Raw genomic sequence first — 18,808 nt, 5'->3', positions numbered from 1 at the left:
AGACCCAGGACTGTGACCCAGGACTGTGACCTGGGGCCTGCGGTCAGCCGAGCGCGAGCCAGGCGACCGCGGCCAGGATCACGATCACGGCCACGACGCCGACGATCAGTCCGGTCTTCGATCCGCTCTGCTGGGGCGCCTGGCGGCGCTGCGGCTCACCGTCGTCGACAAAGGCGCGGAACATCTGGGTGTTGCCCGCGGGGTCGGGATTTCCCTCGGGGCCCTGCGGGGCATGGGGGTTGTTGGCCATGAGCCAGGACCCTAGCGAACCCCGCACCGGCGCCCAACCCCCGGGGCCGTCTCAAGGCCGTACGGGGTGCTCCCGGCACCTCCACGCCTGCCTCCCGGGCCACTCCCGCCGCCCCTTACCCCATTGACCTCAGACATGCGAAGCCTTTTGGGTTCCTTTACTCCTGATGCCCATTTTTAGTTTGCCTTCAGCAACCAACTGCTTCTATGGTTGCCCTAAGCAACAACCTGGGCGAGAGGTCTACGGAGGGTCATGGCCGCCAAGAGTCAGTACGCGGAACTGGCCCACCAGCTCAGTGCCATCGGTGCCGTGAAACGGGGACTCACCCGTGTCCTGCCCTCCGACTGTCCGGGCGGCTCCGCCGCCGTACTGGCCCTGCTGGAACAGCACGGGGAGATGCGGATGAGCCGGCTCGCCGAGTTGCTGGCCGTGGACATGTCCGTGACCAGCAGGCATGTGGCCCACGCGGCCGAGCGCGGCTGGATCGAGCGCGCCCCCGACCTCGCCGACCGGCGGTCCCGCATCCTGCGGCTCACACCGGCGGGCCGGGACCTGCTCGACGAACTCGCACGGCGGACGACCGAGATGTTCGCCCGCGCGCTGTCCGAGTGGACCGACGACGAGGTCGGACAGCTCAACACCATGCTGGCCCGCCTGCGTGAGGACTTCGGCGACTGCCGACCCGGCCGTTACGACGACAGCCCCGGGCTCTACACCCGTACCCCCACACCTGCCTCCGGCCCCGGCTCCGCACCCGCACAGCGTGAAACGCCCTCGCGGCAACAGACGTAATAGACGAAGGAATTCAATGGCTACGACCACCACACCAACGGGTGTACGGGGCGGCCACGCCAAGCACGGCGGCGGCGCTCCCGCCGCCGCCGCGCCCGGCACGCCGATGACTCACCGTCAGATCATGGAGGCGCTCTCCGGGCTGCTGCTCGGCATGTTCGTGGCGATCCTCTCCTCGACGGTCGTCACCAACGCCCTGCCCGAGATCATCTCCGACCTCGGCGGCGGACAGAGCGCGTACACCTGGGTGGTGACCGCCTCGCTCCTGGCGATGACGGCCACCACTCCCCTGTGGGGCAAGCTCGCCGACCTGTTCAGCAAGAAGCTGCTGGTCCAGATAGCACTGACCCTCTATGTGGTCGCCTCGGCGGCGGCGGGACTGTCCCAGAGCGCGGGGACGCTGATCGTCTTCCGCGTCGTCCAGGGCATCGGCGTGGGCGGTCTCACCGCCCTGGCGCAGATCATCATGGCGGCGATGATCGCCCCGCGTGAACGCGGACGCTACAGCGGCTACCTCGGCGCGACCTTCGCCGTCGCCACCGTCGGCGGCCCGCTCATCGGCGGTGTCATCACCGACACACCGTGGCTCGGCTGGCGCTGGTGCTTCTACGTCGGCGTCCCCTTCGCCGTCATCGCGCTGATCGTGCTCCAGAAGACCCTGAAGCTCCCGGTGGTCAGGCGCAAGGTCAAGATCGACTGGACCGGCGCGTTCCTGATCAGCGCGGCCGTCTCGCTGCTGCTGCTCTGGGTCACCTTCGCCGGTGACAAGTACGACTGGGTCTCCGGTCAGACGTACGCGATGCTCGGCGGCACGGTCGTGCTCGGCGCCCTCTTCCTCTACACCGAGTCGCGGGCCGGCGAGCCGATCATCCCGCTGCGCCTCTTCCGCAACCGCACCATCACCCTCGCGTCGCTGGCCTCGCTGTTCGTCGGTATCGCGATGTTCGCCGGCACGGTCTTCTTCAGCCAGTACTTCCAGCTGGCGCGCGACAAGTCGCCGACGATGTCCGGCGTGATGACCATCCCGATGATCGGCGGGCTCTTCCTCTCCTCGACGGTCTCCGGCCTCGTCATCACCAAGACGGGACGCTGGAAGGCGTGGCTCGTCAGCGGTGGTGTGCTGGTGACGGCCGGTCTCGGGCTGCTGGGCACCATCCGGTACGACACCGAGTACTGGCACATCGCGATCTTCATGGCGATCATGGGCCTCGGCATCGGCATGATGATGCAGAACCTGGTCCTGTGCACGCAGAACCAGGTCTCCCCGGAGGACCTGGGCGCCGCGAGTTCCGTCGTCACCTTCTTCCGCTCGCTCGGCGGTGCGATCGGCGTCTCGGCGCTGGGCGCGGTGCTGGGCAACCGGGTCGCCTCGTACGTCAAGGACGGTCTCGCCGACCTCGGTCCGGACGCCGCGGCTGCCGGTCACGCCGGTACGGGCGGCGGGGGCATCCCGAATCTGGACACGCTGCCCGGACCGATGCGGACCGTTGTGGAGGCGGCGTACGGGCACGGTGTCGCCGACGTCTTCCTCTTCTCGGCTCCGGCCGCGCTGCTCGCCTTCTTCATCACGCTGTTCATCAAGGAGGTCGCGCTCAAGACGCGTGCCGGGGGTGACGCGGCGGAGAGCCTGGAGAAGGCGCCGCCGGTGCCGGTGGCCGTGGGTGCGGAGGCAGCGGTTCCGGCTCCGGCTCCCGTGCCGGCCACCAGCGAGGCACCAGGCGGCGTCCCGGGCACCGGTGGCATCCTCGTCCACGGCGTCGTACGCGGTGGCGAGGGCGGCGCCGTTCCGGGAGCCGCCATCACCCTCATCACCCCGGCCGGGCGCCAGTTGGGCCGCGCGGTCGCCGGGGGTGACGGCGGGTACACGGTGGACGCGCCCGAGGCCGGCTCGTACGTCCTGATCGCCTCGGCCGACGGCTTCCAGCCGCAGGCCGTCACGGCGGCCGTCGGCACGGAGCCGCTGGCGTACGACATCCTGCTCGCCGGTACGAGCGGGCTCACCGGCTCCGTACGGAGCGAGGAGGGCGATACGCCCGTCGAGGGCGCGATGGTCATCGTGACCGACGTACGCGGCGATGTGCTGGCCACCGGCAAGACGGCCGAGCAGGGCGAGTTCGCCTTCGCGGAGCTGCTGCCCGGTGCCGTGACGGTCGCCGTGAACGCGACCGGCTTCCGGCCGCTGGCGCTGCCGGTGGAGATCGGCGCCCAGGGCGTGACCCGCGTCGAGGCGGTGCTGCGGTCGGGCGCGCTCGTGCAGGGCACCGTCCGGGCCGGCGACTCCCGGCGTCCGCTGCCGGACGCACGCGTCACACTGATCGACGCGGCCGGGAACGTGGTCGCCACGGCGACGACCGGGGACGACGGGGCGTACGGTTTCGCGGACCTGGACGCGGGCGAGTACACGGTCATCGCGACCGGCTACCCGCCGGTGGCGGGCACCCTGACCGTGGCCGGGCGCGGAATCGACGGCCATGACATCGAGCTCGCGCACCCCGGCGAATAGCCGGGGCGAGTGAGCCCGACCGAAGCCCCCGGACGGGGCGCGTCCCCCAGCGGAGGCACGCCCGGTCCGGCGGAAAGGGGCCCCGGTGAAGTGGCGGCAGGCCTGGGGACGGCATGCCACCACCGCGCCGGGGCCCACCTCTTGGCGATCAGGACCATGAGGTCGGGCCCCGGGAGATCCGCGAACGAGGAGAGAGAAACGGGATGGGACTTCGCGCACAGGTACGGACACCGGACGGCTGGGCCGTCCGGCACGCCGTCGTGACCCTGACCGACAGGACCGGCGCCCAGGTGGTGCGCGCCGACGCGGACGCCGACGGGGTGGTGGCCGCCGACGCGGCGCTGCCTCCGGGGCCGTACACCGTGATCGTGACGGCCACCGGCTACGCGCCCGCCGCCGCGACCGCGTTCGTCACCTCCAGCGGTGTCGCCGACGCCGGGACGGTCGTCCTGACCCGGCAGGGCGGTGTCGAGCTGCCGCCGCCGGGCGGGTGGAACATCGACCCCGCGCACTCGTCGGTGGCGACGGTCGCCCAGCATCTCGGGTTCTCCAGCGTGCGCGGGCGCTTCGGGGAGTTCGGCGGGCGGATCGAGATCTCGGCGGTGCCGGAGCGCTCCCGGGTGGACGCGGTCATCGACGCGGCGAGCATCGACACCGGCAACGGGATGCGGGACAAACACCTGAGGTCGCCGGACTTCCTGGACGTGGAGCGGTTCCCGGAGATCACGTACCACAGCACGGGGGTCAGCCAGTCGGGTCCGGGCCGCTGGACGGTACGGGGCGAACTGGCGCTGCACGGTGTCGTACGGAAGGTGGGGCTGGACCTGTCGTACCTCGGGACCGGACCCGACCCGTGGGGCGGCGAGCGGGCCGCGTTCCGCGCGACGACGGAGCTGCGGCGGGACGACTTCGCCATGAACTACAACCAGGTGGTGCAGGCGGGCATCTCGGCGATCGGCACGACGCTGCGGGTGGAACTCGACATTCAGGCGGTGCGGGAGGTTGGTCCGCGGGACACGGCGGCGTCGTAGGCTGCGGGGCATGGCACCCAACATCGCTACCAACACCACCGTGGCGCTCGACGCGTTGCTGGAGTTCGTCCGGCCCAGGCACCACGCGATCCTGCTGACCACCCGTTCCGACGGCCGCCCCCAGGGCTCGCCGCTGACCTGCGGCGTCGACGACTCGGGGCGGATCGTCGTCTCCACCTACCCGGAGCGCGCGAAGACGCGGAACGCGAAGCGTGACTCGCGCGCGAGCGTGATCGTCCTGTCGGACACCTGGGACGGTCCGTGGGTGCAGATCGACGGTACGGCGGAGGTGCTGGACGTCCCGGAGTCGGTGGAGCCGCTGGTCGAGTACTTCCGCAACATCTCGGGGGAACACCCGGACTGGGACGAGTACCGGGAGGCGATGGTGCGGCAGGGGAAGTCAATCATCCGCATCACCCCGGAGCGGTGGAGCCCGATCGCCACGGGCGGCTTCCCGGCGCGGCTGGCTCCGCCTGGGTAACCGGGTGGGGGGCTCAGCCGCGCCGGGTCTGCCGAGGTGACTCAGCCGCGGGCCCGCATCGCCTCGATGCCCGCGATGAGGACTTCGAGCGCGAACGCGAAGTCCCGTTCGCGCATCTCCTCGACCGCCTCGCCGCCGCGCGCCTCCATCAGTTCCCCGGCCTGTTCGAAGTGGCCGCGGTACTCCTCCTGTTCATGGATCGTCCCCATCGCGTACCGGTAGTACTGATCCTGGGTCACCCCCGCCTCGGCGCAGCGCTGGACGAAGTGGCCCTCGATCGTGCCGAAGCCGTACACGAACTGGAAGACGGCCGACATCGCACCCATCTGCCCGTGCGCGGGCAGGCCGGTACCGCGCATGACGCGCCGCACCGCGGCGGAGAACTCCATCGAACGCGGGCCGATGTTGAGGAATCTGCCGACGAGCGGCGAGACCCAGGGGTGGCGGACGAGCAGGGCCCGGTAGCTGACGGCCAGGGCGCGCAGTTCGTCGCGCCAGTCGGAGCCGGTGTCGGAGCCGGAGTCGGAGTCGGCTTCCGGGCCCGCCACCGAGTCCGCCGGTTCACGGATGTCGATCTCCGTGTAGACGGAGTCCAGGGCGAGTTCGAGGAGGTCGTCCTTGGTGTCCACGTACCAGTACAGGGACATGGCCGTGACGCCCAGTTCGGCCGCCAGCCGCCGCATGGAGAACTTGGCCGGGCCCTCCGCGTCGAGCATCCGTACCGAGACCGCCGTGATCCGGTCCCTGTCGAGCCCGGTCGGATGGTCGGAACGCTCACTCTTGCGGCCGCGGGCGGCGGGCTTCCCCTCCAGCCATACGCTGGTCCGCAGCGACTGCCTGGCCTTCTCGGCTGCCGACTCCATGGATGAGCCTCCTCGGTTCCTCGGCCCGTTCGTGCGGATCCGATGCTATGCCGCGGATGTCCCGGGACGGTCAGCCCGCTCGGCACGGCGCAGCAGCAGCGCGGCGGGCAGCGAGGACGCGCCCACGGTTACTGGTACGAGCGCGGCGAACCGCGGGTTCAGTACGGCTCCGAGGACGGCGACGGCCGCCGATTGCCGTCGGCCGAGGTCTTCACGCGGAAACTCCTGTGCGGTGTACGGGACCGGCTGGTCCCGTACACCGCACAAGGGTCTCCCTTACGACGTATAGCTACTTCTCGGCGGTCAGGTCGTACAGGGTCGTGCCACCCACGGTGACCTCCTTGTACGTCTCCTGCACCCAGGTGGCGATGCTCGATCCGGCGCCTTCCGCACCGCCGCCGCCCCCGCCGAATCCGCCGCCTCCGAGGAAGTAGTGGATCTTGCCGTCGGCGACGTACTGCTTGAACTGCTCCAGGGTCGGCGACGGGTCGCTGCCGTTGAAGCCGCCGATCGCCATCACCGGTTCCTCGGCGGCGAGTTGGTTGCTCGCGGCGTTCTGGGAGCCGGTCGCCGCGGCGACCCAGGTGTAATCGCCGGCGTCCTTCTTGAGCGCCGCGACGACCTCGGAGCTGACGGACTGGCCGTTGAGCAGACCGGCCATACCGCCACCGCCACCACCGTCGCCGCCTCGGGCAGCACCACCGCCACCGCCTTGCGGAGCCTGGCCGGGAGCCTGCCCCGGGGCTTGGCCGGGAGGCCGGCCTTGGGCCTGACCGGGAGCCTGGCCGCCGCCGGGCCGCTGGCCCCGGGCACCGTCGGCACCGGCTTCGCCGCCCATGGGACCGCCGCCCATGGGACCGCCGCCTCCACCGCCGGCGGGGCCACCACCGCCGAACCCGCCGCGTGCCGCTGCCGGGCCCGCCGTGACGATCGACCCCGAGTGCGGCGTGCCGACCGTGGACAGCGTGTACGCGAGCGGCGCCGCGAGCGACGCGGCGACCGCCAGCACCACGGCGCTCACCGCGAGCCGGGGCGCGAAGGTACGGAACCGCCCCTCCCGGCCGATCCGGCCCAAGACCGTCAGGGCGACGGCCGCGCTCAGCCCGCCGATCAGTACGGCCCAGCGCAGCCAGGGCAGGTAGTCCGGCGTACGGCCGAGCAGGACGAACCCCCAGACCGCGGTCCCGGCCACCGTCACACCGAGCGCGGCCGACGCCAGGAACCTGGCGCGCTCCTGCCACAGCATCGTCACGCCCATGCCGACCAGGGCGGCGATGTAGGGCGCCAGTGCCACCGTGTAGTACTCGTGGAAGATGCCCGCCATGAAGGTGAAGACCCCCGCGGTCATCAGCAGCGCACCGCCCCAGACGAGGAACGAGGCACGCGCGGTGTCCGTACGTTTGGCCCGCCAGGTCAGCACCACACCGACGACGAGCAGGAACAGCGCGGCAGGCAGCAGCCAGGAGATCTGACCGCCGATGCTGTCGCTGAACATCCGGCCGAGCCCGGCCTCACCACCGCGCCGCCCGCCGCCACCGCCTCCGCCACCACCGACGCTGCCGACCTCTTCGCCGTTGATGCGGCCAAGTCCGTTGTAGCCGAAGGTGAGTTCGAGGAAGGAGTTGTTCTGCGAGCCGCCGATGTAGGGGCGGGACGCGGCGGGCCACAGCTCGACAATCGCGACCCACCATCCGCCGCTCACCACCAACGCCAGTCCGGCAGCGGCCAGTTGGCCGATCCTGCGCCGTACGGACGTGGGCGCGCACACCGCGTACACGAGCGCGAGCGGCGGCAGGATCAGGAACGCCTGGAGCGTCTTCGTCAGGAACGCGAATCCCATCGCGACACCCGCCCACACCAGCCAGCGCGTCCGCGCGCCTTCCAGCGCGCGCAGCACGCAGTAGACGGTGACGGTCATCAGCAACGCCAGCAGCGCGTCAGGGTTGTTGAAGCGGAACATCAGCGCGGCGACGGGCGTGAGCGCGAGCACCGCGGCCGCGAGCAGTCCGGCCGGGGCGCTGAAGCGGCGGCGTACGGCCGCGTACAGCACGGCGATCGTGCCGACTCCCATCAGCGCCTCGGGCACCAGGATCTGCCACGAGCCGAGCCCGAACAGCCGTACGGACAGGGCCATCGGCCACAGCGCGGCCGGGGGCTTGTCGACGGTGATGGAGTTCGCCGCGTCCGACGAGCCGAAGAAGAAGGCCTTCCAGCTCTCACCGCCGGCCTGAACGGCCGCGGAGTAGAAGGAGTTGGCGTACCCGGAGTCGCCGAGGTTCCACAGATTGATGAGCAGCGCCGCGAGCAGCAGGCCGAGGAAGGCGGGGCGTACCCAGGGCGCGTCCTCGGGCCTGCCGCGGCGGAGCCGTATGAGCAGAGCGGCGGGGCCGGCCGCGCGGCCGGCCCGGTGTGTGGGGGCCGGAGTGCGGGTGTGGAGGGTGTGAGTCATCGTGCGTTCCGTTCCTGGGCGGGGACGTGGTCCGGCCGCGCCGTGGGCTGTTCGTCGCTGCCGCGCCGGTCGGGGAAGACCCAGGCGCGGAAGAGGAGGAAACGCAGCACCGTTGCCGCGAGGTTGGCGGAGATCAGTACGGCCAGTTCCGTGGCGTGGGCGGGGTTGCCGGAGGCGGCGTCGAGCGCGGCCAGCGAGCCGCTGGTCAGCGCGAGCCCGATACCGAAGACGACGAGGCCCTGGGCCTGCTGCCGGACGGCGCGCTCACGGCCCCGTATGCCGAACGTGAGCCGGCGATTGGCCGCGGTGTTCGCGACCGCCGAGACCAACAGCGCGGCAGCATTGGCCGTCTGGGACCCGGAGGCCGTACGAAAAAGGGAATAGAGCAGCAGATAGACCAGCGTGGACAGCGCGCCGACCACGCAGAAGCCGACCAGTTGGCGTGCGAGCCCCCGGGGTACACCGCTGATCGCCCGGTCCCGCGGGTCGTCACCGAACGGCCGGGCGAGCCGGTCGAGCGGCAGCGCGCCGACCGCGAGCGCGCGCCCGACCCGCCAGACGCCCTTGAGGTCGTCGACCGCCGTACTCACGATGTGCACGCGGCTGTCGGGGTCGTCGACCCAGTCGACCGGCACCTCGTGGATGCGCAGCCCGGCCCGTTCGGCGAGCACCAGCATCTCGGTGTCGAAGAACCACCCGGTGTCCTCGACCATCGGCAGCAGCCGCTGGGCGACCTCGCCCCGTATCGCCTTGAAGCCGCACTGCGCGTCGCTGAAGCGCGCGGAGAGCGAGGACTTGAGGATCAGGTTGTACGCGCGCGAGATGAACTCCCGCTTCGGCCCCCGCACGACGCGCGACGAGCGCGCGAGACGCGAGCCGATCGCCAGGTCCGAGTGGCCCGAGATCAGCGGCGCGACGAGCGGCAGGAGCGCGTTGAGGTCGGTGGACAGGTCGACGTCCATGTAGGCGAGGACGGGGGAGTCGGAGTGGGACCAGACGGTACGCAGCGCGCGTCCGCGTCCCTTCTCCTCCAGCCGGTACGCGGTGACCTCGGTGATCGAGGCCGCGAGACGGGCCGCCACGGCGGGTGTGCGGTCGGTGCTCGCGTTGTCGGCGACGGTGATACGGAAGCGGTACGGGAAGGTGCGGGCGAGATGGTCGTGGAGCCGGCGTACGCACGACTCCAGGTCTCGCTCCTCGTTGTATACGGGGATCACCACGTCGAGCACGGGGACGCCGGTGGGGGCCCTCGCGTCGAGCGCGTCGACCGGGAGATGTTCCCTGGCCGGGAGGCTGCCCCACGGAGTGTCGGTGTCGGTGTCGATTCGCATACCACCGACATTCGGCGGTCAGGCTGTCACCGCAGTGTGGTGAGCCTGTGGTCCGGCTGTGAGTTCAGGGGTCGCCCGCCGGCGGGTGCGGCCGGGAGCCGGACGGTGAACACGGTACGGAGGCCGGGCTCGCTCATGACGCGGACGTCGCCGCCGTGCGCGGTGACGACGGCCTGCACGATGGCGAGGCCGAGACCGGTGGAGTCGGCGGCGGTGCCCGGGGTGTTGGCCGTGCCCGGGGCGTTCGCCGTGCCGGCCGTGCGGGAGCGGGAGGCGTCGCCGCGCGCGAAGCGTTCGAAGACGTGCGGGAGGAGGGCGGGAGGGATGCCCGGCCCGTCGTCCGCCACGTCGATGAGCACGTACGGGTCGGGGGTTCCCGTCGTACGTACGCGAGCCGTGACGGTCGTGCCCGGCGGGGTGTGCTTCCGGGCGTTGGCCAGCAGGTTCACCAGTACCTGATGGAGCCGGGAGGCGTCGCCGTACACGTATCCGGGCTCGTCCGGCAGCTCCAGCCGCCAGTGGTGGTCCTGCCCGGCGGCCCGCGCGTCGCTGAGCGCGTCCACGACGAGCGGGGAGATGTCCGTCGTCTCGTACGCGAGCGGCCGCCCGGCGTCGAGCCGCGCCAGCAGCAGCAGATCGTCGACCAGCCCGGTCATCCGTTTCGCCTCGGCCTCGATCCGGCCGAGCGCGTGCCGGGTGTCGGGGCCGATCTCCTCCCTGCCGCGCCGGGTGAGTTCGGCGTAACCGCGGATGGAGGCGAGCGGTGTCCGCAGTTCATGGCTCGCGTCGGCGACGAACCGCCGTACCCGTGTCTCGCTCTCCTGCCGCGCGGCGAGCGCCGAACCGACGTGCCCCAGCATCCGGTTGAACGCGGCGCCGACCTGACCGACCTCCGTACGCGGATCGGCCTCGGTGTCCTGAAGGTGTGTCAGGGGTGCCACTTCGCCGCTGTGCAGGGGAAGTTCGGAGACGCGGGTGGCGGTCGTCGCGACGCGCCGAAGCGGGCGCAGCGCCACCCCGACCAGGACCACACCCGCGATCCCGGCGGCGGCGAGGCCGGCCACGGTGACGCAGACCTCGACCACGATCAGGGTGGCGAGGGTGTCCTGGACGTCGCTGAGCGGGACGCCGACGAGAAAGGAGCCGTTGACGCCGTCGACGTACTCGGCGCGGTAGTCGCCGAGGCCCGGGAGGGTCACTGTGTGCGATTCGCCGTCGCGCGGGACGGTGGCGAGGGCGGCCGTCCCGGACGCGGTGAGCGCGTACCCGGTGACCTGCTGGCCCGGCTCGTCGCCGCTGGACGGGGCGCTGATCATGCCCTGGCCGACGTCGCTCGGGCCGGCCCCGGTCAGCTCGACGCCGACGGTGCCGATCGGGGCACCCCCGCTCGTGATGGTCCTGAGCGGCTCCTTGCCCTGGGAGGGCCTGGGCTGCGGGACGCCGTTCGGCGGCAGTTCCTCGCGGCTGTGCGGCCCGGCGGTACGTTCGGCGATCGCGTGGACCTGGGCGTCCAGCTGGTCGTACTGGTACGAGCGGAAGGCGATGGTCGTCACCGCGCCGATGACCGCGGCGACGACGGCGATGAGCGAGACGGCGGAGACGACGAGGCGGGTGCGCAGGGACCAGCGCTTGGACGCCGTGCGCGGGCGCCGGCCCAGCCCTCGTACTCGACGCACTCGATCCCGCATCGCCGCCACCGCCGTCATCGCCACCACCTCGGTCACTCCCCCGGCTTGATCAGATATCCCGCACCGCGCCGGGTGTGGATCATGGGCGACCGACCCGCGTCGATCTTCCGGCGGAGGTACGAGATGTAGAGCTCCACGACGTTCGCCTGGCCGCCGAAGTCGTACGACCACACGCGGTCGAGAATCTGGGCCTTGCTCAGCACGCGCCGCGGGTTGCGCATCAGGAAGCGCAGCAGCTCGAACTCGGTCGCGGTGAGATGGATGGACTCCTCTCCCCGGCTGACCTCGTGGCTGTCCTCGTCGAGCGTCAAGTCACCGACGACCAGGGCGGATTCGCTGCGTACGGCGGCGGTGCCCGAGCGTCGTATCAGCCCGCGCAGCCGTGCCACGACCTCTTCCAGGCTGAAGGGCTTGGTGACGTAGTCGTCACCGCCCGCGGTGAGCCCGGCGATCCGGTCCTCCACGGCGTCCCTGGCGGTGAGGAAGAGGACGGGCACCTGCGGCAGCTCTTGGCGCAGCCGCCCGAGGACGGCGATGCCGTCCATGTCGGGCAGCATCACGTCCAGCACCACCGCGTCGGGCCGGAACTCCCGCGCCGCACGCAGGGCGCCCGCGCCGTCACCGGCGCTGCGGACGTCCCACCCCTCGTAGCGAAGGGTCATGGACATGAGCTCCGCGAGCGAGGCTTCGTCGTCCACGACAAGGACCCGGACGGGGCTGCCGTCCGGCTTGATCATCTCGGTGCGCCCCCTGGGCGAGGTGACGGTCATGGAGCCCAGAGTGGGGAATCCGCCTGAGAACGTCCTTGCCGCTTCCTGTGAATTCCCTGAGAACGTGGGCGGGCCCCGAGGCGTGGGTGTGGGGTGAGGGCGTGGGGTGAGGGGTGTGTGGCGCGTCAGTCGCGGTCGTCGCCGGTGGCGGCGCGGCGAGCTTCACGCCGGCCCGCGTACCGCTCCTTGCGATTGGCGCTCCTGGCCCACTCCTGCCGTTCTCTGATGTGGGAGCGCGCTTTGCATCCGGCACAGCAGGGGCGGCTGACCAGCGCCATGAGGGTCCGCACCCACCGGCAGCGGGTGTCCGTGTCCTCGCGCGTCGGGCGCGGCGGCAGATCGCAGGGGCCGTGACGGTGGTCGTGGACGGGCAGGGGGTGGTGCTCCGCGTGGCGGACCCACGGCGGCTTGGTCTTGTCCGTGCGGGACATCTCGTTCCTTCCGGAACCCGCCGCCCGTGCTCCCGGAGTCTCCGGGCGGGCGGCTAGGTCGTCCGCTTCACGGCGTCACCTCCTTCTTGTGTCGTGCGGGGCTGTCCACGGAAGTGAACAGCCTTTCAGAGTAGGGGGATTGTGCTCCTCAGGCCATGTCTTTCAGGTCCAGCCCGAAGAGGCGGACGCCGTTCCCGTAACAGACGGCGCGCGTCCAGGCGTCGCCCAGCCCGAGCCCTTCGAGGACCTCCAGCTGGTGGAGGTACGGGTACGGGATGTTCGGGAAGTCCGTACCGAGCAGGATCCGGTCCCCCAGATCCGCGAGCCGCGCCTTGGCGTCCGCCCCGGCCGGGAAGGGCGCGAAGGCCTCGCTGAAGTCGGTGAACGCCATCGTCGTGTCGAGCAGGGCCCCCTGGTACCGGTCGGCCAGGTCCAGGAAGTCCGTGTACTCCGGCATCCCCATGTGCGCGAAGACGAGGCGCAGCCGCGGATGGCGCGCGAGCAGCCGCCCGACGGGCTCGGGGCCGGTGTACTTGCCGGGCTGTGGGCCCGATCCGCAGTGCATGACGACCGGCACGGCGGCGTCGGCGAGCAACCCCCAGACGCGGTCGAGTCGTTCGTCGTTGGGGTCGTAACCCCCCACCTGGAGGTGGGACTTGAAGATCCGCGCGCCGGACTCGACGGCCTCGCGTACGTACGTCTCCACGCCGTCCTCCGGGAAGAGGGTCGCGGTCTGGAGGCAGTCGGGCGTCCGCGCGGCGAACCCGGCTGCCCAGCCGTTGAGCCAGTCGGCCATGCCGGGCTTGTGGGGGTAGAGCATCGAGGTGTACGCGCGGACGCCGAACGCGCGCAGGAGCGCGACGCGTTGGTCCTCCTCGTGCCGGTAGGTGATGGGCCACTCCATGCCGGTGAGGGGGCCGGCGCTGTCGAAGTACGCCCACACCTTCCGCAGGACGCGGTCGGGCATGAAGTGCGTGTGTATGTCGACGAGACCGGGCAGCGAGAGCCGTTCACGGAACTCCCGCACGGCCTCGATCTCCGCGGCTGCTTGATCATCCATCCCTCCAGCCTCCGACCCGGAGGGCGTGCTGTCCAGCAGCGGCCGGGGCCGGGGCGGTCAGAAGAGGCCGTCCTGTACGGCGCCGTCGCCCACCTCGCGTACGGGTACGGTCACACCGGCCCCGCCGTCCCCCGCCCCGGTGAGTTCCCACCCGCGCACGAGCCGGGTGTCGAGGACGAGCACGCTTCCGTCCCCGCACTCCAGATGCAGATCGGGCCCGGCGGCGGCGACGAGCCGCCCGGCGACGCGCCCGCCGTCGGCCAGTTCGCCGATCACGCCGGTGACGGGCGGGGTCCCGGCCAGGCCGAAGACGTCGACGTGATCGACCGTTTCGAGATCGGCGCGCTCCAACGACTCGGGCCATCCGGTGAGGGCGACGGCCCGCTCGTACAACTCCCTTACCTCCTCGGCGCGTTCGGCCCGGTCGGGGAGCAGTGTGGCGCGTACGGCGCGCTTCGCGGCGTACGGAACGCGGTCCGGCACACCCAGCGCCGTACGCAGCAGCTCCTCGGTCCGCCGCGCGGCCATCAGAGGCCCGCGCCCGAGCCGGGTGAACACGACGGCGCCCTGTTCGAGCAGCCGCGCGGCCCCGCGCGCCTCGGCGGTGATCCCGACCTTGACCATGCCGGGCCCGAACCACGCCAGGTAGACGGTGTACGGCTGGGGGTCGTCGGCGACGGTGTCGGCGGCCACGGACCGCGACCGGTCGAGCCGCGCGCAGTCGGCACACTGCCCCCCGGTACTCCGCCCACCCACGACGGCCCCGACCGGACAGTCCAGCCCTCGCACCCCGGCACAACGCCGCACCCCGACGACCCGAAACCCGAGCTCCCGCCCGTACACGAGCGCACTACGCCGCTCCCGCGCACCGTCCCGCCACACGAGCTCAGCTCCGGCGTCACTCCACCGCAGCCCCTGGCACCGCCAGGCCATACGCACTCCTCGCTCCGAGCCTCAGCCGACCGTGCCGGGCGCCGCTTCGACAACCGCCTCGACAACCGGCCTGACAACCGGCTCGAAGGAAACATCGGCCGCCCGCGCGGGGACCTCCACATCGCCCCCGAGCGCCCACTCGGCGACCCGTGACATCGTCCCCGCCGGGACGGCGTCGCTGATGCCCTCGGGGCGGGGACGCCGTACGTCGCGTGGGCATCGTGCGGCAGGACAACCCGGCGCCCCCGCGCCGGCGCGGTCCGCGCCGTGGCCGATACGCACATCGGCCACAACCAGGGCCTGCACGCCCACGACGCCACTCATCCCCCGATGATCGCCGCCCGCGGCCCGCCCCCACAAACGTATAAACTCACCGCAGGGGGCGGCATGGCGGAGCGTGACGGGACGACGACATGGAGTACCACGAGGCGCTGGCCCGCGCGGAACGCGCGACCCGCTTCGGCTGGACGGCCATGAAGATCCTCGCGGTGCTGCTCGCCGTCGCGGTGCCGGCGCCGGGGCTTCTGGTGATGCTGGGCGGCATCGCCGTCGCGTTGTCCAACTACTGACCACGCGCTGACCACGCACTGCCCACCGTTCGCCCGCTGTCGGCGAAGCCGCCGTACGCGGTCATTGGAGCCACGTGCTGTCGGGGCCGCCGAAGAGCTCGCCGGGCGCGGCGAGGCGCACCGTACGCAGTGGAGTCCCGATCCAGGCCGGATCGGACGCGAGGCCCGTCGTACGTTCCATGAGGGCGAAGGATTCCGCGCAGATGCGGTCCATGTGAAAGGCGACGTCTTCCGCCCACGCGGGAACCTCCGGTCGGGGGTCCAGCCAGTCCAGGTCCTCCAGCTCGAAGGGGTCGAAGGCGCCGTCCACCCGGCCGTCGACCGCGCGTATGACCTGATGGCGGGCGTTGACGTCCCGGTGGACGCTGAAGAACTCACCGCCGTCCGCCGACGCCCGCCGGGCAATCTCCGGCAGGCTGCCGTGATACCCCCACTCGATGGCGACGACGTGCTCCTTGACGGTGACCACGCGAAGCAGCTCGTAGTCCTCGTACAGATGATCCGCCTGCTCGTCGGCGGCCTCGGTGAACGTCATGAGCCGCGATTCCCCGGGATCACCGCCGAACGCCCGGATCACGTCGTCCTCGGACTTCCCGGCGACGACGGAGAAGGTATACGCCTCCGGCGCGTCCGTATCGGCCCACGCGTACCGAGCAACGAGGTCTTCCCACACCGCGACGTCTCCCTGGTCCCTGGAGTTGAGCGCTTCCGCCATCGAGCGGCGCACTCTACGGCCTTCGGGACGGTCCTTCGGACGGCCTTCCGGCGCGGTGACGGCTCTCGGTCACTCACGCCCTCGGAATGTCCCGCCCCGTCTGCCGGTACTCGATCAGCAGCACCCGACCGTCCAGGACGCGCTGCCCGACCAGTTCCAGCTCCGCCGCCGCCACGCCCGCGAAGAACGGTTCGCGGCCCGACGTCCCCACGAGCAGCGGGAACGTCATCAGCCGCAGCCGGTCGACGAGGCCCGCGTCGAGAAGCTGCCGGGCGACGGAGAGACTTCCCATGGTGCGCAGCGGTACGTCGCTCCCGGCCTTGAGCCGGCCGATCTCGCCGACGAGGTCGTCGTGGCAGACACGGGTGTTCGGCCACGAGGCCGTCTCCAACGTCCTTGAGAACACCACCGCGTTCAGCTCGCTCATCCGCTGCCACGACTCGTCCCGCGCCTCCTCGGGCAGACCCGCCAGCGCCTCGTACGTCCGTCGCCCGAAGACGACCAGCTGCGGCTCGGCCGACTCGGCGGTGATCCACTCCTCCAGGTCGGGGCCGAAGTACCCGAAGTACCCGGGGGAGTCCTCCCCGCCGGCCCATCCGTCGACCGACACGAAGATATCGACAGTCAGTGTCTGCACAGCTGCTCCTTCAAGCTCCTGGGGGCGGACGACCCCACCCTCAGGAGACGTCGGAGCCACACCGAGCTTTTCGACAGGAACCACGACCCGTCACCCGGCGGCAGCTCGTCCGGGACAGCCCTTAGGGGGGCCCCGACCCGTTGAGCCAGAACGCGCCGTAAAGCGCGGCGACAAGTATCTCCGCACCCAATATCACGTAGACAAGAAGGGGTTTGGCCTTGACCATCGCAGCAGCCAGGGGAAGCAGCAGCGGAAAAGCGGGCATCAGAAGTCTGGGCTTCGACCCGAAGTACCCGGAGGCGCCGATGGCCATAACGACCACAATGCCCGAGTAAATAACCAACGAGTGCGAGCGCGACTGCCTGAAAACTATTCGATGAAAAAAGAAAACAGCAAAGACCATCGCCACCAGCAACAGCGGCCAGACAACTTCGACACCGACGCCAGACGCCACGAAGCGCGAGAAAGAGACTCCCCCGTCGAATCCGTTGCCCCACCGGGCCTGGACATCGAGGTATCCGAATACGTCACCCTGCCGAACACCCACCCAGAGAACGAACCCAACAGCCCCCAGTGGCGCGACCACCCCAGCCACGACAACGCGCCACAACTCCCGGCCCCCGACGGCCCGTTCCTTCCTCCAACGCAGAACTTCCCGCGCTCCGGCGAAAACAACGGCCGCGGCCACCGCGAGCCCCACCGGCCGCGTCAGCCCGGCAGCGCAGGCAAGGAACCCCGCCGACAACCACCTGCCCCGCACGACTGAGTACAGCGACCAAGCCGCCAAGGCCACGAACAGCGACTCGCTATAAGCCATGGACTGCACGATGCCGACGGGAAGCGCGGCCCAAAGACAGACCGAGATCAGGGCAACGGGCTTGCTGTAGAGATGCTCCGCGATCAGATAGATCCCACAGGCAGCGAAGACGGACGCGACGGCGCTGATCAGCAACCCCGCATCCGCGAGGCCGATACCGAACGCCGCCGAAACCCCTTCCTCAAGCCACGGCAACAGGGGAAAGAACGCCGTACTCGACAGATGCCGCCCATCGGGCGCGACCAACGAGAAGTCGTATCCGTGCTGGGCGACGCGTTCGTACCAGAGGGAATCCCACCGCTGCGAGAGCAGTTCACGCATGCTCGCCCCGGCGGATCGCGACCAGATCCCCAGAACCAGGAGACAGAAGAGGCGCACCGCGCAGAACAGCGCGACGACGCGCAGCATTTCCCGGTTCACCGCGTCAAAAGCCCGCGCGACGAATCCCCTCGGAACTGAGACCTGACTCCCCTCAGCCGACCGCATCGACATCCGACCTGATTTCATCCGACTCTACTCATGAGGTGACCTGACAAGCCGACGTCCTCCGCAGGAGATGAGCCGCAAGCTCTCAGCATGATAGAGAGGGCGCCGGACACCACGGTGAGCCCGGTGAGCCGGGTACGGGCCCACGCCCGGACTCACAGTCTCCACAGCCGCGCGTCCTCGCCCACGGTGGCCAGAAATCGTCCGTCGGGCGAGAACGCCACCGACCGAAGGGCGTTGCGGTGACCGACAAGAAGGTCCCCGACAGGTCGTGGTCGGCGGCCACCCCGACAAGGAGAGCCACCTCTCCTTCGGACCGGCACTCGCCCGACCTGCCGCCCACGACGAAGGCGCACGTCCGCCCCGACCCGCGGCGCAGAACGAGCGTTGTGATCACGAGGTTCTCCATGGCCTTTGGTGTAGCGCGGGCGCAGCTGCGCCCGGATAGCGGGCGGCCGTAACCGGTCAGGCAGAGCAGGATTGTGGCGCGCAGGGCCTGGACGCCGCGGAAGCCGAGAGCTGCCCGATATGACAACTCAAACGTTTGATGACTTCAAGAAATGACCGCGCGCCATGCCAGAGCGGCTCGGATTACACGCGAGATTCCCCCTCGGGCGGTCCGGCACCGAAGATTACCCTGGGGGACCGGAGGAAGGCATGTCACGCGAACAGGTGACAACACCCGCGCTCCTATGTGTGATTTGCTTAGAAGCAGGTTCATGGAGCCCTTTCCATCCTCGGTCCGAGCCGGCGTGATGCAGGCAGAGGACGGCATGGACAAGGCTCGTGATGCGGGGCGTCCGACGCCCCCTTCTCCGGCCTCGTCCATGGACTTTAGGGTCGTTGTGGGCTTCGGGCTTTGCCATCCGTGCAGGGAACTTTGTCAGTGGTGCACCGCGTCGAGCCCGCGCCGCTTCAGGCGTGTAGCCCTTGCGTGTGCTGGGCGAAGCTGTTGTGCTGCGTGAGGGGATCGCGCCGGGCTGATGTCGGGAACGGGCCGTG

Annotated in this window: 18 protein-coding genes and 1 pseudogene; 5 read left to right on the top strand and 14 right to left on the bottom strand. The window is 70.6% G+C overall.

The window, feature by feature from the left end:
* Positions 1–43 precede the first annotated feature (43 nt).
* The gene (locus ACIBBB_RS32235; RefSeq protein WP_398988327.1) at positions 44–250 is read right to left on the bottom strand and encodes a hypothetical protein; all 207 of its coding nucleotides are present in this window, start codon (positions 248–250) and stop codon (positions 44–46) included.
* Positions 251–502: 252 nt separating this feature from the next.
* Here ACIBBB_RS32235 and ACIBBB_RS32230 point away from each other — a divergent pair, with 252 nt between their 5' ends.
* The 4 genes from ACIBBB_RS32230 to ACIBBB_RS32215 all read left to right on the top strand — a co-directional run bounded on the left by ACIBBB_RS32230 (position 503) and on the right by ACIBBB_RS32215 (position 5,057).
* A complete protein-coding gene (locus ACIBBB_RS32230) occupies positions 503–1,042 on the top strand; it encodes a MarR family winged helix-turn-helix transcriptional regulator (RefSeq protein WP_398988325.1) in 540 nt (179 codons plus the stop codon).
* Positions 1,043–1,058: 16 nt separating this feature from the next.
* Complete coding sequence (locus ACIBBB_RS32225; RefSeq protein ID WP_398988323.1) at positions 1,059–3,545, top strand: MFS transporter; 2,487 nt, start codon at positions 1,059–1,061, stop codon at positions 3,543–3,545.
* Positions 3,546–3,748: 203 nt separating this feature from the next.
* The gene (locus tag ACIBBB_RS32220) at positions 3,749–4,576 is read left to right on the top strand and encodes a YceI family protein (RefSeq protein ID WP_398988321.1); all 828 of its coding nucleotides are present in this window, start codon (positions 3,749–3,751) and stop codon (positions 4,574–4,576) included.
* A 10-nt stretch (positions 4,577–4,586) separates the two neighbouring features.
* The gene (locus ACIBBB_RS32215; RefSeq protein ID WP_398988319.1) at positions 4,587–5,057 is read left to right on the top strand and encodes a PPOX class F420-dependent oxidoreductase; all 471 of its coding nucleotides are present in this window, start codon (positions 4,587–4,589) and stop codon (positions 5,055–5,057) included.
* Between the two features lie 41 nt (positions 5,058–5,098).
* Here ACIBBB_RS32215 and ACIBBB_RS32210 read toward each other — a convergent pair whose 3' ends face one another.
* From ACIBBB_RS32210 to ACIBBB_RS32165, 10 genes and pseudogenes are all read right to left on the bottom strand, one after another.
* Positions 5,099–5,920, bottom strand: a complete 822-nt coding sequence (locus ACIBBB_RS32210; RefSeq protein WP_398988317.1) for a TetR/AcrR family transcriptional regulator — start codon at positions 5,918–5,920, stop codon at positions 5,099–5,101.
* A gap of 45 nt (positions 5,921–5,965) precedes the next feature.
* On the bottom strand, positions 5,966–6,187 hold the full coding sequence (locus tag ACIBBB_RS32205) for a hypothetical protein (protein WP_398988315.1): 222 nt from the start codon (positions 6,185–6,187) through the stop codon (positions 5,966–5,968).
* Positions 6,188–6,209: 22 nt separating this feature from the next.
* Positions 6,210–8,369: a glycosyltransferase family 39 protein gene (locus ACIBBB_RS32200; RefSeq protein WP_398988313.1), complete on the bottom strand. Its 2,160-nt coding sequence runs from the start codon at positions 8,367–8,369 to the stop codon at positions 6,210–6,212.
* Complete coding sequence (locus tag ACIBBB_RS32195) at positions 8,366–9,700, bottom strand: glycosyltransferase (protein ID WP_398988311.1); 1,335 nt, start codon at positions 9,698–9,700, stop codon at positions 8,366–8,368. Before ACIBBB_RS32195 ends, ACIBBB_RS32200 begins: the two co-directional genes overlap by 4 nt.
* Before the next feature lie 26 nt (positions 9,701–9,726).
* A complete protein-coding gene (locus ACIBBB_RS32190; protein WP_398988515.1) occupies positions 9,727–11,388 on the bottom strand; it encodes an ATP-binding protein in 1,662 nt (553 codons plus the stop codon).
* Positions 11,389–11,420: 32 nt separating this feature from the next.
* Positions 11,421–12,158, bottom strand: a complete 738-nt coding sequence (locus tag ACIBBB_RS32185) for a response regulator transcription factor (RefSeq protein WP_398988309.1) — start codon at positions 12,156–12,158, stop codon at positions 11,421–11,423.
* Between the two features lie 125 nt (positions 12,159–12,283).
* Positions 12,284–12,589, bottom strand: a complete 306-nt coding sequence (locus tag ACIBBB_RS32180; RefSeq protein ID WP_398988307.1) for a hypothetical protein — start codon at positions 12,587–12,589, stop codon at positions 12,284–12,286.
* A 148-nt stretch (positions 12,590–12,737) separates the two neighbouring features.
* Positions 12,738–13,649, bottom strand: coding sequence for an amidohydrolase family protein (locus ACIBBB_RS32175; protein WP_398988305.1), 912 nt, complete (start codon positions 13,647–13,649; stop codon positions 12,738–12,740).
* Between the two features lie 57 nt (positions 13,650–13,706).
* Positions 13,707–14,582: a DUF2797 domain-containing protein gene (locus ACIBBB_RS32170; protein WP_398988303.1), complete on the bottom strand. Its 876-nt coding sequence runs from the start codon at positions 14,580–14,582 to the stop codon at positions 13,707–13,709.
* A 21-nt stretch (positions 14,583–14,603) separates the two neighbouring features.
* Positions 14,604–14,866: pseudogene (locus ACIBBB_RS32165) on the bottom strand (cysteine hydrolase); the annotation flags it as partial.
* A gap of 129 nt (positions 14,867–14,995) precedes the next feature.
* On the opposite strand from ACIBBB_RS32165, the gene ACIBBB_RS32160 reads away from it, so the two are divergent.
* The gene (locus ACIBBB_RS32160; protein WP_398988301.1) at positions 14,996–15,151 is read left to right on the top strand and encodes a hypothetical protein; all 156 of its coding nucleotides are present in this window, start codon (positions 14,996–14,998) and stop codon (positions 15,149–15,151) included.
* 61 nt (positions 15,152–15,212) lie between these two features.
* On the opposite strand, the gene ACIBBB_RS32155 is transcribed toward ACIBBB_RS32160, so the two are convergent.
* The 3 genes from ACIBBB_RS32155 to ACIBBB_RS32145 form a co-directional block, all read right to left on the bottom strand.
* Entirely contained in the window at positions 15,213–15,866 is a 654-nt protein-coding gene (locus ACIBBB_RS32155) for a DUF6461 domain-containing protein (protein WP_398988299.1), read from the bottom strand.
* A 73-nt stretch (positions 15,867–15,939) separates the two neighbouring features.
* Positions 15,940–16,503: a dihydrofolate reductase family protein gene (locus ACIBBB_RS32150; RefSeq protein ID WP_398988297.1), complete on the bottom strand. Its 564-nt coding sequence runs from the start codon at positions 16,501–16,503 to the stop codon at positions 15,940–15,942.
* Positions 16,504–16,624: 121 nt separating this feature from the next.
* The gene (locus ACIBBB_RS32145) at positions 16,625–17,812 is read right to left on the bottom strand and encodes a glycosyltransferase family 39 protein (protein WP_398988295.1); all 1,188 of its coding nucleotides are present in this window, start codon (positions 17,810–17,812) and stop codon (positions 16,625–16,627) included.
* Between the last annotated feature and the right edge of the window lie 996 nt (positions 17,813–18,808).

The organism is Streptomyces sp. NPDC051217, assembly GCF_044455465.1.
Classification (GTDB): domain Bacteria; phylum Actinomycetota; class Actinomycetes; order Streptomycetales; family Streptomycetaceae; genus Streptomyces.
The sequence above is the reverse complement of the archived record's forward strand: the minus strand, read 5'-3'. Positions and strand labels throughout refer to the sequence as shown.